The organism is uncultured Psychroserpens sp., from assembly GCF_947503375.1.
Classification (GTDB): Bacteria; Bacteroidota; Bacteroidia; order Flavobacteriales; family Flavobacteriaceae; genus Psychroserpens.
Map to the genome: position 1 here is coordinate 111,666 of NZ_CANNDQ010000006.1, position 13,281 is coordinate 124,946.

Sequence of the window (13,281 nt, forward strand, 5' to 3'; positions counted from 1 at the left end):
GTATAATGGTCTAGCATGTTAAACTTGCAACACTCCCATGTTGAATGGTTTCTCAATTGGAGCATGGTTTGCAGCTTCAATACCCATGCTTATCCAAGTTCTTGTATCTAATGGATTAATTACAGCATCTGTCCATATACGAGCTGCAGCATAATATGGTGAGACTTGATTGTCGTAACGATTCTTTATGTTATCAAATAATTCTTTTTCCTTCTCAGGAGTGATTTTTTCGCCTTGTTTTTCTAAAGAAGCTTTTTCAATTTGTAACAATACTTTTGCAGCAGAGCTGCCACTCATTACAGCTAATTCAGCACTTGGCCAAGCTACAATTAAACGAGGATCATAGGCTTTACCACACATAGCATAATTACCAGCACCATAGCTATTGCCAATAATGATAGTGAATTTAGGGACTACAGAATTGCTTACTGCATTGACCATTTTTGCGCCGTCTTTTATAATACCTCCATGCTCAGATTTACTTCCAACCATAAATCCTGTTACATCTTGTAAGAATACTAGTGGAATTTTTTTCTGATTGCAATTGGCTATAAAACGTGTGGCTTTATCGGCACTATCATTATAAATAACACCACCAAATTGCATTTCACCTTTTTTAGTTTTTACAAGTTTTCGTTGATTTGCAACTATGCCAACAGCCCAACCATCAATTCTTGCATAAGCAGTGATAATGGTTTGACCGTAACCTTCTTTATACTCATCAAATTCAGAATTATCAACCAAACGTTTGATGATATCTTTCATATCATATTGATCTGCTCTTGATCTTGGGAGAATTCCAAAAATGTCTTCAGGTGTGTCATTAGGTTTTTTTGACGCTATACGATTAAAGCCAGCTTGATCATAATTTCCAATTTTATCAATTAATCGTTGAATGGTTTCTAAAGCATCTTTATCATCTTTAGCTTTGTAATCGGTAACACCAGAAATTTCACAATGAGTGGTAGCACCTCCTAAAGTTTCGTTATCTATAGTTTCGCCAATTGCTGCTTTAACTAAATAGCTTCCTGCAAGAAAAATACTCCCAGTTTTATCAACAATTAAGGCTTCGTCACTCATAATTGGTAAGTAAGCCCCTCCAGCAACACAGCTTCCCATTACTGCAGCTATTTGTGTTATTCCTAAACTACTCATTACAGCATTATTTCTAAAAATACGACCAAAATGTTCTTTATCAGGAAAGATTTCGTCTTGCATAGGTAAATAAACACCAGCAGAATCTACCAGATATATGATAGGCAATCTATTTTCTATAGCGATTTCCTGAGCGCGAAGGTTCTTTTTTCCCGTAATTGGAAACCATGCTCCAGCTTTTACAGTAGCATCGTTAGCAACAACAATACATTGCTTCCCCTTAATGTATCCTATTTTAACAACCACACCACCTGAAGGACAACCACCATGTTCTTCATACATGTCATCACCAGCAAAAGCACCTATTTCGATGGCTTGTTTTTTTGAGTCTAACAAATAATCAATACGCTCTCTGGCTGTCATTTTCCCTTTAGCATGATGCTTTTCTATACGTTTTGCACCACCTCCAAGTTTTACTTTAGCTAAGCGTTTTTTTAATTCTGAAAGTAGCAGTTTGTTGTGGTCTTCGTTTTTATTGAAGTTTAAATCCATAGTGATTTTTATTTCGTACGAATTTACAAAACCCAATACGGATTAAAAAGTGAATATTTTGTTAAAATATATTACACGGAAATATTTTCCTTGGAAAATATTTTTTTTTACCGTATGTTTGTACTGTAAAAGAATAAGATATGAAACAAATTATAGCATTTGCAGGAAGTAATAGTAAAAACTCAATTAACAAACAACTAGCAGTTTATGCATCCTCTTTAGTTGATAATTCTGAGATCTCGATTTTAGATTTAAATGATTTTGATTTACCTATCTATAGTATCGATTATGAAAACAAGCATGGAGTACCAGAGAATGCAAATAAGTTTTTAGAGCATATTAGATCTTCTAATGGTATCATAGTGTCATTAGCAGAGCATAATGGAGCTTATGCTAGTGTTTTTAAAAATTTATTTGATTGGATGTCTAGGTTAGAGAGTAAAACATTTTTAGGAAAAGCCATGTTACTAATGGCTACTTCTCCAGGAGGTAGAGGAGGCCAATCAGTTTTAAATATTGCTAGTGATCGTTTCCCATATCATGATGCTAACATCGTCGGAAAGTTTTCATTACCATTTTTTAGCACTAATTTTCAAAATGGAAAAATAACTAACGAAGCGCTGAATGAACAATTGGTCAAAAAAGTAAAAACATTTCAAAATAGTTTATAGGATGGAAATAAAGCACGAAGATACAAGCATAAAGGGAAGGTTTTATTACGAAATTGATGGCCAAGTGAAAGCACAAATGACCTATAGTCATGCAGGAACAGATAAAATAATTATCGATCATACTGAAGTTGATGAGTCTTTAAAAGGACAAGGTGTTGGTTATAAGCTGTTAGAGACTTCTGTAGCTTACGCAAGAGATAAACAAATTAAAATTCTACCATTGTGTCCTTTTGCTGCAGCTGTGTTTAAAAAAAGAACGCAATATAGCGACGTATTGTTCTAAAATTCAAACTATGGGAGATTTAGCTAAAGATATCAACTCTAAATTTGAAAATAATAGAGTAAAAGCAATGCTTAATATTATTTATACTGCGAATTGGATTACAAGTTGTCAAAATGAGTTTTTTAAAGATTTTGGTATTTCTCCTCAGCAGTATAATATTTTAAGAATTTTAAATGGTGCTGGAGAACCATTAAATGTTCAAACCATTAAAGATCGAATGCTTGAACGATCTCCTAATGCTACACGGTTAATGGATAAGCTTTGTGCTAAAAATTACATCAAGCGCTTACCGTCTGATCATGATAGACGTGTTGTTAAAATTGTAATTACCGATGAAGGAAAGACATTGTTAAATTCTATTCCAAAAGATTTTAATAACGAATTATTAAAAAACTTAAATGAGGTCGAAGCTGAGCAATTAAGCAACTTACTTGATAAAATGCGTTAAACGTTTTTTTAACTAAATATTTTCCATGGAAAATATTAAATAAAAAGAATCAAAATGAAAGTAAATACTATAAAAAGAGCAGGGCGAAGTCACTTTGTTAATATGGGACCAATTAGGCTTCGGCAACCATTTCCAACGCAAGCAATTGAATCTATAGATCCATTTGTGCTGCTACATCATTATGGCCCTTATGAAATTTCTGAAGTTAATAATCCATTTGATTTAGGACCACATCCTCATCGTGGTTTTGAGCCAATTACATTTTTAATACAAGGAGAACAATTACATAGAGATTCGTTAGGTCATGAAAGTATTGTTAAATCTGGTGATGTGCAATGGACTACTGCTGGTCGCGGTATCATTCACGCTGAAGGTCCAACAAAAGACCTTGTAAAAAGAGGAGGTGTCATAGAGGGTATTCAGTTATGGTTAAACCTTCCAGCTGATAAAAAGATGATGGAAGCTAATTATCAACATATTAAGCATAATGAGTTTAATGTTGTTACATCTGAAGATGGAAAAGTAACAATTAGAATTGTTGCAGGAGAATTTCAAAATATTTACGGAAAGATTGCTACTCAAACACCAGTTAATGCTTTTATGATTGATGCCAAAGCTACTGGAGAAACGTTTATATCCTATTCAAATACACATCAAGGATTTATTTATTTGTTAAAAGGAAACATTCTCATAAATGACGTAGAGAATATTGAACTTGATAAGAACCAACTGATGGAGTTTAATCAAGATGGCAATGGGTTCTCAATAAACGCAGTCGAAGATAGCAAGCTATTATTTTTATCAGGACAACCTATCAATGAAGTCGTTGCAACTTATGGTCCTTATGTGATGAACTCACAGACTGAGCTTTTAGAGGCTATGCGTGACTATCAAATGGGTAAGATGGGATTTCTTCCAGCTAATTAAAACAATGTAGAATTAAAAAAATACAATTATGAAAACTGTAGTTCACAAATCAAATACAAGAGGCTTTGCTAATCATGGATGGTTAAAATCCCATCATACGTTTAGTTTTGCCAGTTATCAAAATCCAGATCGTATGAATTTTGGAGCGCTGAGAGTACTTAATGACGATGTTGTACAGCCAAAAATGGGGTTTGGCACACACCCACATCAAAATATGGAAATCATTTCAATTCCATTGAAAGGCGCATTATCACATAAAGATAGTATGGGAAACAAGCGTGCTATCGAAGTAAATGAAGTACAAGTCATGAGTGCTGGAACAGGTTTAACACATTCTGAATTTAATGATAGTAAAACTGAAGAGGTTAACTTTCTTCAATTGTGGATTATTCCTGAAAAACAGAGTGTTAAGCCAAATTATGAACAACGTAAATTTTCTTCTGAAAACAAAAAGAATCAATTATTAACTGTTGTAGCACCTAAAGACAGATTAGAAGGAGAAGCGTTGCCTATTAGTCAACAAGCGTATATTTACCGTAGCAATATTGATAATGGTAAAAGTATCGATTTAAAAGTTAAATCTGGTCAAAACGGATTCTATGTCTTTGTGGTTGATGGAGAGGTAGAAGTAGCAGATACTATTCTCAATAAGAGAGATGCAATTGGGATTTCAGAATCTGAACGGATTCAAATTAAAGCTATAAGCAATTCCGAATTAATTATCGTTGAAGTACCAATGAACTAAATTAATTATCATTTTCTGATGATAAAAAGCATTCATAAATAGAATGCTTTTTTTAGTTAAAAAATACGATATTTGTAATTCCCTTAAAACAAAACTAAATTATGGCAATGAATAAAAATACTGTGTTAGCTTGGGCTACCACTATAATGATAATAGTAGGATTAGGTTTAATTGCACTTGGTGCATTTAGATATGATGATGTAGCTGGTTGGGGATTTGCAGCAGTAGGTATTGGCTTTTTTGCTATTGCTTGGGTGTTTAATGCATTAAAAGGTAGAGTGTAATGAGTGATGATAAAAAAGTAATTTTCTCTATGTCTGGTGTTACAAAGACTTTTCAGTCTGCAAACACACCCGTCCTTAAAAACATCTATTTAAGTTTTTTCTATGGTGCTAAAATTGGAATATTAGGACTTAATGGTTCTGGTAAATCTACATTGCTTAAGATTATTGCTGGTGTTGACAAAAACTATCAAGGTGATGTTGTGTTCTCACAAGATTATTCGGTAGGCTATCTTGAGCAAGAGCCACAATTAGATGATGAAAAGACTGTTTTAGAAGTGGTTCGCGAAGGCGCAGCAGAAACAGTTGCTATTCTTGATGAATATAATAGGATCAATGATCAGTTTGGCCTTGAAGAAATTTATAGTAATCCAGATAAGATGGAAAAACTAATGAATCGACAAGCTGAACTTCAAGATCAAATAGATGCAGCTAATGCTTGGGAATTAGATACAAAGTTAGAGATAGCTATGGACGCCTTACGAACACCAGACGGTGATAAGAAAATTGCTGTGCTTTCCGGTGGAGAACGTAGAAGAGTGGCATTGTGTCGATTATTATTAAAAGAACCAGATGTGCTACTTTTAGATGAGCCTACTAACCATTTAGATGCAGAATCTGTGCATTGGTTAGAACATCATCTAGCGCAATATAAAGGAACAGTTATAGCAGTAACACATGATAGATACTTTTTAGATAATGTTGCTGGTTGGATTCTTGAACTTGATAGAGGAGAAGGTATTCCTTGGAAAGGAAATTACTCATCTTGGTTAGACCAAAAGTCTAAGCGCATGGTGCAAGAAGGTAAAGCTGCATCAAAGCGACAGAAAACTTTAGAACGTGAGTTAGAATGGGTTCGTCAAGGCGCAAAAGGACGTCAAACGAAGCAAAAAGCACGTTTGAAGAATTACGACAAGCTTATGAGTCAAGATCAAAAGCAATTAGATGAAAAGCTTGAGATTTACATTCCGAACGGTCCGAGACTGGGAACAAACGTTATTGAGGCAAAAGGTGTTAGTAAAGGTTATGATGATAAATTATTATATGAGGACTTAAATTTTAATCTTCCTCAAGCTGGTATAGTAGGAATTATTGGCCCGAATGGTGTTGGTAAAACTACTATTTTTAGGATGATTATGGGAGAGGAAACACCAGATAAAGGCGAGTTCGTTGTAGGTGAAACCGCAAAAATTGCTTATGTAGATCAGTCACATTCTAATATAGACCCTGAAAAAACAATTTGGCAAAATTTTAGTGATGGACAAGAATTGGTAATGATGGGTGGAAAGCAAGTGAATTCAAGGGCATATTTGAGTCGTTTTAATTTCTCTGGTAGTGAGCAAAATAAAGCGGTTAAACTATTGTCAGGAGGAGAAAGAAATCGTTTGCATTTAGCAATGACCTTAAAAGAGGAAGGTAATGTATTACTTTTAGATGAGCCTACCAATGACCTTGATGTCAATACATTAAGAGCTTTAGAAGAAGGGCTTGAGAATTTTGCTGGATGTGCCGTTGTTATTTCTCACGATAGGTGGTTCTTAGATAGAATTTGCACACATATTTTAGCATTTGAAGGTGATAGCCAAGTGTATTTCTTTGAAGGTAGTTTCTCTGATTATGAGGAAAATAAAAAGAAGCGTCTAGGTGGTGATCTAATGCCAAAACGCATTAAATATAAAAAGCTTGTACGCTAACAATCTAAAAATTCTAAAATAAAAAAGCCAGTCATTTTCATTTGACTGGCTTTTTTATTTTAGAATTTTTAATCGTTTTAACTTTTGGTTTATCGTTTAATATAGATACTTAATAAAATTCAAGACAAGTAGTTCTAATAACAGTTAATGAAGCTATTTTTAGAATAGCAATGACCCAAAAGGTCAGTATCGTATCTATTGAAAATTAATTATTATTATTATCGTATAAATGACCTTCAGTAAAATCTCTGTATTCTTTGTCTACATCAGATTTATATTTACTTCTATCCATTAATCGTTTGTTTTCAGCTTTCAATTTATACATTTTAACTACAGCTACACCAATAAATACAGCAAAAATAGCAGCTGTAACTATTAGAACAACAGTGAGTTGCGTAGTGGTTACAAGGAAAGAGGGTATTATGAGGTTAGCTAACATAGCCTTTAAGTTTAATTAGATTTGGTTCTCAAATATACAATTAAAATTGAAACGCCAACTATTTAATAATAAAAAAGTTACAAATCACTTTTGCATTTCGTCGGATTTTTTGTACCAATTTAGCTGTATAACCTCTATAGTCTCATCTCCTTGGTTAATTAGGGTTTTAAACCTATCGACATCGCTAAAGCCATTTGTGCCTCGATAATGATATGGATACACTTGTTTTGGTTTGAATTCTAAAACCGCATCAGCAGCACTTTCTACTGTCATTGTATAAGGCTGATTCATACATATAAAAGCTTTGTCTATTTGCATTAAATTTCTCATTTCAGGAATATCTTCAGTATCTCCAGAGATGTAAATGCGTTCATTCCCTATGGTAAGTATATAACCATTACCTCTGCCTTTTGAATGAAATTTCTGAGCTTCCTCTCGTAAGTTATACATAGGAATTGCTTCAAACTTAATTGCATTTAGAGTAATCAGGTCACCATTATTGAGTGTTACCAGTTTAGAAACAGAAAGATCTTCGGGGAGCTTATCAATTACTGCTTTAGGAGCTACCAATATTGTAGAGGATAAATCTAGACCCTCCAAGGTTTCAACATCCAAATGATCGTAATGTACGTCAGTAATTAAAACAAATTCAGGATTAGAATAGAGTTTAAAAACTTGCGCTCCTCCAGTTGGATCTACATAAATATCAGTTTTACCATAAGATAAAACCATAGTTGCGTGAGAAATAGGGTGAATACTTAATGTATCGTTTTTTTGAATGGCTTTAGTGATAACCTTTTCGCTATTGCTCTCAATAGTATCATTAGTTTTTTCTTTACATGAAAATGCCATCAAATAAATGATGATTAAAATAAAACAAGAGTTTTTCATAAAAAAAGATTTTAGATATAAAGGTAATGACAAATAATGAGCAGATGAAGTTTGTAACAAAATATTGCTTTCACATACACATATTTTAAGCAGATTAAGTTTTTAAAATCATATTTTTTAACGAAATTGCTTGTCTTAAATATTGTTCAACTTAAATACAAAAGATAATATGTCTGATGATTTTGATTTATTAGAAACAAATTCCAATGAAAAAAGCGAGAAAGTAGATGTAAACTGGGGAAAAGCCATAGACCAAATGAAGTCTAAATTAGCTCAAGAAGATGATCCAGAAAGTCGTCAGAAAATCTTAAACGCAACGTTAGATAATGTTGTTGATATGGCAGAAAAGGATAGATCAACGCTCTTGGATGCTATTAAAGACTTAACTGATTATCAAGACGAAGTAGGCATCATGTTTGAAGGGTTTTCTGCATTGAATGCTTCTGAGCAAAAAATCATAGATGATGCAATAAAGCGTTTAGAGCGAGCTAGAGTAGAATTGGAAGATGCTAATAATACACCAGATACATGGTGGAATAATCTTTGGGGGCGTAAGAGTAAAATTGAAAAAGCTGAAGATGAACTAAAAAATGCTCAAAAAGAACGTGATGCAGCAGATAATAAAGCTAAGGCTATGTTTCAGCAGCGTATTGAAAATGCAGATGTGCAGACATTGCTAAACGAATTATCATTTAAAAGCCAGGCTGCAGTAAAGCGTTTAAAGGATAGAGAACTTGAAATAAAAGAAGTAGAGGAAAGCCTTAAAACAGCTATTGTTGAAGCAAGTAATAACCATACTAAAGCTTTAGAGAAGAAAAAACAAGTCGAAACTCAACTCGAAGAACAAAATGCACTTTTAAAACAAGCACGATTAGCTTTAGAAGAGGTGGCAGATAAACAATCTACAGCGTATTCTGAAGCATTAGAAAAAGTGACACAATTAGAGCAAAAGGTTGAAGAGTTAGAAGGACTAAAAAATGCCTATACAACATTGGCAGCTTCTAAAGATAGTTTTGTACACAAGCATAACTTAACTATTAAAGTATTAACATCTTTACGAAGCAATTTGCAAACACATCGCGCTAAATTAAAAAGTGATACTGATGAACGTTTGAAGTATTACGACGGCTATGTAGTTGCATTAAAGGCAAGAACAGATCAAGAATTTGCTGCTATTTTAGAGCATTTGGGTGTTAAAACAGATGAACATATAGGAGAGACTTTAGCTGCAATGCATACTGCCAGTGCAAAAGCACGTCAGGAAATGATGGATAATATACCAGTACACGAAAAAGTGATGCAAGGTGTTTACGGTAGTTATGCTGAAGCTTTAAAGGAAATTAGAACCAAAGATTCTGAAATACAGAAAAACTTTGCAGATCGCTATGGTATTGATATGAAAGAGATTTTTGATGAGTACTACAGCGCAGATCCAAATGCACCTTCAGGTGATGGAAGTGAATCTAAAGGTGAACCAAAACCTGAAGCTAATGATGATTTGTTAGGATGATAGATAAGCATTAGCCAATCTACTTTATTTATAAAAAGTGCAATAGGTTAGGTTTCAAGCTAAATCTTTTCGGGACTTCTGCATTAATAGAAATTAATAAAAGGGTCATCTATAATTCTTAACGCAGTAAACTTAGCATGGAAAATTTTCTAAGAAAAATAAAATTGATTGAAGGCTTTTCAATAGAACTGACTACAACTAAGTCTGAATTTACATCGGCACTGCGAAGTCATGTTGATGAAGCAGATATTGACAGTTTTTTTTCAAGAGCTTTTGAAGCATTTTCTTCGAGTAAAAATTTATTTATAGGTTCTGTTAGTTATAATGAATTTAAGATCAGAAAGCGTAGAAGATTATTTGATAGACAATTTGGGTGCGCAAAAATTACAGGTCAAAGTAGAGAGAATTCAGGATTTTTAATCGTTAGCGGTAAGTTAATAGCATGGAATAGTTATATTTATTTTTGGTTTGGCTTTGTCATTTTATTATATCTTCTTTTCGTAGCTATATTATTTAGTCATATAGATATTACTGGGACTGCAGGAGTTATTGTTATACCTTTTTTATTTTTACATGCATGTCTTATGTTAGGAATTCCTTATTTATCAATGCGAAAAGCTATTAAAAGGTTGCGTGAAGATCTCGAAAGAGAGTTTTATTACATTATTAATAAACCAAAATCTAATAAATGATAGTTACACCTCTTGACTCAGCAGTTTTAGATTCTAAAGAGCAATATGTATTTTATCATAAAATGATAGATTTTGCGCTTAAAGAGCTTACCGTAGCTGTGCAACAGAAACAGATCCTTAACGAGAAAGAAATTTTGTTGTTCAAACAATACTGTGATTTACTGTTATATTCAATTGAAACCATGCGTGTCAAATACATGTATGATGATGAAGAGAATATGAAAGTAGATCTTACGGATTCTGGATTTCCTAATTATTTGGAGTTTCGTTATTTATTCAATGATCTAGAATTACGTAACGAATTTTTAGGAAAACTAACAGGTGTAGACACATTAAAAGAAGAGTTTTTAGATACCTTACTTCGAAAAAAGCAACCAATAGCCAAACGAAAACTATTCCAAGCAGCTTCAATAGTATATTATACTTCAGCAAAGAAAGAATATATATTCAACAGGTTTGTGCAAGGCAAAATTATTGATGCACCAGCAGGCTCTCAAGCTCGATATTTAATAAGCTGGAGTTTTTATGAAGTATCTCATAATAGGCCTTTTATCTGTTATATGTATTTTGATTATGACAACGGAAAGAATCCGTTAAACGATAGAGAAGAAATTTATTACACACTCAAATCAGTAGCAGATAGAGAGTTAGCACTAGATACAATGGCTTACGCAATTGATAAACGTTTACCTAAGCTATATCCAAAGCTTATTAAACGTGTAGATCTTGGACCAATACACAATGTGTTTGCTAAAGACGAAAATGATGTCACTCATGCCATTCTTGATGGTATTTCAAAAAAAACAATTCCTTTAGAATCCTATGCCATTTCATTTAAAATTGATGAAATACATTCTAAAAGTGAATTTAAAGAAGGCAGTTTCTTTAATAAGCAGATATTTCAAAAATGGGATGTCATATTTAAACAAAAATATGTTTTTGCACCGCATAGAATGATACAATTGCTTTATAATAAAACACCAGACATCATGAATAAGTTAGCAAAAGCACCAATAGAGATAGCAGATTTAAAAAATTAAAAACTAGTTAAAACAGTATAGATATCCACTTAGATTGAAAAAATTACAATATGGAACACAACTCGACATTTCCTATAAAGCAAAATGAACTTGATATGCTTCGTGATGAAGCAACATCCTACATAAAAAGTATTCAATGGGAGCAAAGTCAACGTGCAAAAAATAAAGATAAGGATGCTAAAGACGAGTCCATATTGTTGTATTTATCACGTGCCAAAGGAAATGGGAGCACAGACATTACTTCAGTATCTAAAACTGTTTTAGAACTAAAAAAACGCTTGTTGCCCGAATCTATAGCAATTCCTATATATTTAAATCAAACACTTTATGCTGTTCAAGAAGGGATCACATTAGGTATTTGGGTTAAAGATAGTTATTACGATGCTTCAGGTTTATCAAGTTTATCAGAAAATAAATCAGCATTAGATAGTTCAGGTAAACGCGAATATGAAAGCAAAATGCAGACAGCCACAGCTTTCATGTTATTTTCAACGGCATATAAAATTTTACATGATTTACAAGCCATTGCTTCAGATGACCTTAGTGTTATGAAAAATAAGTTTGCAGGAATTCCAGAAGTCTCACTAATGTCACCTTTAAAAGGAATTTCCTGTGCACTATTCTATTATGATAAATATCTGAGTCATCCAGAAATGATAAAATCAGATAAAGATGTTATCGATTTCACCGTCGTATATTTTGAATCGCTGATTTCTGAAATTCAGATGCGGAAAAATAGTCTTGAATATACAGAAACTATCACAGATCGAACCTATAAATTAGAAAATTCAGACTTTGTAGTATCTGGATGGAATAATGTATTTCAAGGTGCAGCTAAAAGTGTAGAATTTAATAAAATACAGTTTGAACAAATTGTAGGGAATAGAGATGCCAAGCACTTTGCAAGACGTTTAACTGAACGTATGTTAAGTTATGATTTTACTGCTAAGAAAAACCCATTTCAAGAGCTTGGAGGTTTTATGCCTGTATTTATGGGTTATGGCATACCTGGAACTGGAAAAAGTATGTTAATTGCTGCCATAGCTACACGTTTAAAAGAACACTGTGACCATCTTGAGATTCCATTTTTATTTCATCCAATGCCAGATACTTTGATCTCTACATTTCAAGGCGGTTCAGCTGAAAAAATGGTAGAATGGATGAAACCTTTACAAGATCCTTCAAAATTGATTTTTGCTCCAATTGATGATGCAGAGAACAATTTACAAGAACGAACAGCTCAAGGTGTTTCTGCAGGTGTGAAAGAAGTAATTGGTGTGTTTTTAAGATACACTGAAGGCGCTTATGCAGTAAACTATGGGAATAGCTCTATTGGCTTGTTTACAAATTTGCCTGAGATGTTAGATAAAGCTGTTATTTCACGTGTTCAAGGACGTTTTAAAATTGATGGTGCACGTACTGAGCATGATTTCTTAGACCAAGATCACCTATGGTGGCGAAAACTGGATACGACTATGCCAGACTTTGTAAATATGCAAGGACCAGAAAATTATAGTTATTTGCAAGATCAAGGTCTAGCAAAGCATATGGGTGAAATTTTAAATGTATCTGATAAGCCTACAGAAGAACGTGTTTTAGAAGCTTACGATAAAGTAGAAGCTCATTTTAATACCAATCAGCATTTGTTCTATGCTAATCTTTATAAAGAAATCCAGAAGATATTTCCATTCTTCTCATCACGTGATGTGAGAAATATCCAAAGCGCAGTATCGCTTCGTTTAACAGATTTTGATCTAGAAGAAGATTGGTTTGAAAACCCTGAGATTTATTTTAATAAGGATTATGATACTAAATTCAATATGCTACAAGAATTGATGAGAGCAAATATGAAAGGTCTAGACTTTTCAGAAATTAGACGTCAGGAGGTTATACGTTACCTAGATAATGTAGCGACTATTGCAGATACTGATTTTAAACGTAAAGTAGATGCAAGAGTAAATCAATTAAATATAGATTTAGAAGCGAGAACGCAGTTTGGGAAAGACAATTAAA

General features: G+C 33.2%; 14 protein-coding genes. 11 read left to right on the forward strand and 3 right to left on the reverse strand.

Annotated elements, in window-relative coordinates; translation table 11 throughout:
• Positions 1-18: 18 nt before the first annotated feature.
• Positions 19-1,647: an acyl-CoA carboxylase subunit beta gene (locus Q0876_RS11385; protein WP_299227954.1), complete on the reverse strand. Its 1,629-nt coding sequence runs from the start codon at positions 1,645-1,647 to the stop codon at positions 19-21.
• Positions 1,648-1,787: 140 nt separating this feature from the next.
• On the opposite strand from Q0876_RS11385, the gene Q0876_RS11390 reads away from it, so the two are divergent.
• From Q0876_RS11390 to ettA, 7 genes are all read left to right on the forward strand, one after another.
• Entirely contained in the window at positions 1,788-2,318 is a 531-nt protein-coding gene (locus Q0876_RS11390; protein ID WP_299227956.1) for an NADPH-dependent FMN reductase, read from the forward strand.
• 1 nt (position 2,319) lies between these two features.
• Positions 2,320-2,601, forward strand: a complete 282-nt coding sequence (locus Q0876_RS11395; protein ID WP_299227957.1) for a GNAT family N-acetyltransferase — start codon at positions 2,320-2,322, stop codon at positions 2,599-2,601.
• A 10-nt stretch (positions 2,602-2,611) separates the two neighbouring features.
• Positions 2,612-3,049, forward strand: a complete 438-nt coding sequence (locus tag Q0876_RS11400; RefSeq protein WP_299227959.1) for a MarR family winged helix-turn-helix transcriptional regulator — start codon at positions 2,612-2,614, stop codon at positions 3,047-3,049.
• A 54-nt stretch (positions 3,050-3,103) separates the two neighbouring features.
• A complete protein-coding gene (locus Q0876_RS11405) occupies positions 3,104-3,976 on the forward strand; it encodes a pirin family protein (protein WP_299227961.1) in 873 nt (290 codons plus the stop codon).
• 28 nt (positions 3,977-4,004) lie between these two features.
• On the forward strand, positions 4,005-4,721 hold the full coding sequence (locus Q0876_RS11410) for a pirin family protein (RefSeq protein WP_299227963.1): 717 nt from the start codon (positions 4,005-4,007) through the stop codon (positions 4,719-4,721).
• A gap of 101 nt (positions 4,722-4,822) precedes the next feature.
• The gene (locus tag Q0876_RS11415) at positions 4,823-5,005 is read left to right on the forward strand and encodes a CAL67264 family membrane protein (protein WP_040249340.1); all 183 of its coding nucleotides are present in this window, start codon (positions 4,823-4,825) and stop codon (positions 5,003-5,005) included.
• Positions 5,005-6,696 (forward strand): energy-dependent translational throttle protein EttA, encoded by a 1,692-nt coding sequence (gene ettA / locus Q0876_RS11420; RefSeq protein ID WP_299227967.1) that lies wholly within the window; start codon positions 5,005-5,007, stop codon positions 6,694-6,696. The genes Q0876_RS11415 and ettA overlap by 1 nt, the downstream gene beginning before the upstream one ends.
• A 205-nt stretch (positions 6,697-6,901) precedes the next feature.
• Here the strand turns inward: ettA and Q0876_RS11425 are convergent, their stop codons facing one another.
• Positions 6,902-7,135: a hypothetical protein gene (locus tag Q0876_RS11425; RefSeq protein WP_299227969.1), complete on the reverse strand. Its 234-nt coding sequence runs from the start codon at positions 7,133-7,135 to the stop codon at positions 6,902-6,904.
• Between the two features lie 84 nt (positions 7,136-7,219).
• Positions 7,220-8,026 carry an MBL fold metallo-hydrolase gene (locus Q0876_RS11430; RefSeq protein WP_299227971.1) on the reverse strand — a complete coding sequence of 269 codons (807 nt, stop codon included), beginning with the start codon at positions 8,024-8,026 and terminating at the stop codon, positions 7,220-7,222.
• Between the two features lie 169 nt (positions 8,027-8,195).
• Here Q0876_RS11430 and Q0876_RS11435 point away from each other — a divergent pair, with 169 nt between their 5' ends.
• The 4 genes from Q0876_RS11435 to Q0876_RS11450 all read left to right on the forward strand — a co-directional run bounded on the left by Q0876_RS11435 (position 8,196) and on the right by Q0876_RS11450 (position 13,280).
• Positions 8,196-9,536, forward strand: coding sequence for a microtubule-binding protein (locus tag Q0876_RS11435; RefSeq protein ID WP_299227973.1), 1,341 nt, complete (start codon positions 8,196-8,198; stop codon positions 9,534-9,536).
• A 137-nt stretch (positions 9,537-9,673) separates the two neighbouring features.
• The gene (locus Q0876_RS11440) at positions 9,674-10,228 is read left to right on the forward strand and encodes a hypothetical protein (protein WP_299227975.1); all 555 of its coding nucleotides are present in this window, start codon (positions 9,674-9,676) and stop codon (positions 10,226-10,228) included.
• On the forward strand, positions 10,225-11,268 hold the full coding sequence (locus tag Q0876_RS11445) for a hypothetical protein (RefSeq protein WP_299227977.1): 1,044 nt from the start codon (positions 10,225-10,227) through the stop codon (positions 11,266-11,268). The genes Q0876_RS11440 and Q0876_RS11445 overlap by 4 nt, the downstream gene beginning before the upstream one ends.
• Before the next feature lie 50 nt (positions 11,269-11,318).
• Positions 11,319-13,280 carry an AAA family ATPase gene (locus tag Q0876_RS11450; protein WP_299227979.1) on the forward strand — a complete coding sequence of 654 codons (1,962 nt, stop codon included), beginning with the start codon at positions 11,319-11,321 and terminating at the stop codon, positions 13,278-13,280.
• The last annotated feature ends 1 nt before the right edge of the window (position 13,281 follow it).

What these genes read in the sequence shown, in the direction of transcription:
- Q0876_RS11385 (WP_299227954.1), bottom strand. Translation starts at nt 1,647, where the DNA reads ATGGATTTAAACTTCAATAAAAACGAAGACCACAACAAACTGCTACTT.
- Q0876_RS11390 (WP_299227956.1), top strand. Translation starts at nt 1,788, where the DNA reads ATGAAACAAATTATAGCATTTGCAGGAAGTAATAGTAAAAACTCAATT.
- Q0876_RS11395 (WP_299227957.1), top strand. Translation starts at nt 2,320, where the DNA reads ATGGAAATAAAGCACGAAGATACAAGCATAAAGGGAAGGTTTTATTAC.
- Q0876_RS11400 (WP_299227959.1), top strand. Translation starts at nt 2,612, where the DNA reads ATGGGAGATTTAGCTAAAGATATCAACTCTAAATTTGAAAATAATAGA.
- Q0876_RS11405 (WP_299227961.1), top strand. Translation starts at nt 3,104, where the DNA reads ATGAAAGTAAATACTATAAAAAGAGCAGGGCGAAGTCACTTTGTTAAT.
- Q0876_RS11410 (WP_299227963.1), top strand. Translation starts at nt 4,005, where the DNA reads ATGAAAACTGTAGTTCACAAATCAAATACAAGAGGCTTTGCTAATCAT.
- Q0876_RS11415 (WP_040249340.1), top strand. Translation starts at nt 4,823, where the DNA reads ATGGCAATGAATAAAAATACTGTGTTAGCTTGGGCTACCACTATAATG.
- ettA (WP_299227967.1), top strand. Translation starts at nt 5,005, where the DNA reads ATGAGTGATGATAAAAAAGTAATTTTCTCTATGTCTGGTGTTACAAAG.
- Q0876_RS11425 (WP_299227969.1), bottom strand. Translation starts at nt 7,135, where the DNA reads ATGTTAGCTAACCTCATAATACCCTCTTTCCTTGTAACCACTACGCAA.
- Q0876_RS11430 (WP_299227971.1), bottom strand. Translation starts at nt 8,026, where the DNA reads ATGAAAAACTCTTGTTTTATTTTAATCATCATTTATTTGATGGCATTT.
- Q0876_RS11435 (WP_299227973.1), top strand. Translation starts at nt 8,196, where the DNA reads ATGTCTGATGATTTTGATTTATTAGAAACAAATTCCAATGAAAAAAGC.
- Q0876_RS11440 (WP_299227975.1), top strand. Translation starts at nt 9,674, where the DNA reads ATGGAAAATTTTCTAAGAAAAATAAAATTGATTGAAGGCTTTTCAATA.
- Q0876_RS11445 (WP_299227977.1), top strand. Translation starts at nt 10,225, where the DNA reads ATGATAGTTACACCTCTTGACTCAGCAGTTTTAGATTCTAAAGAGCAA.
- Q0876_RS11450 (WP_299227979.1), top strand. Translation starts at nt 11,319, where the DNA reads ATGGAACACAACTCGACATTTCCTATAAAGCAAAATGAACTTGATATG.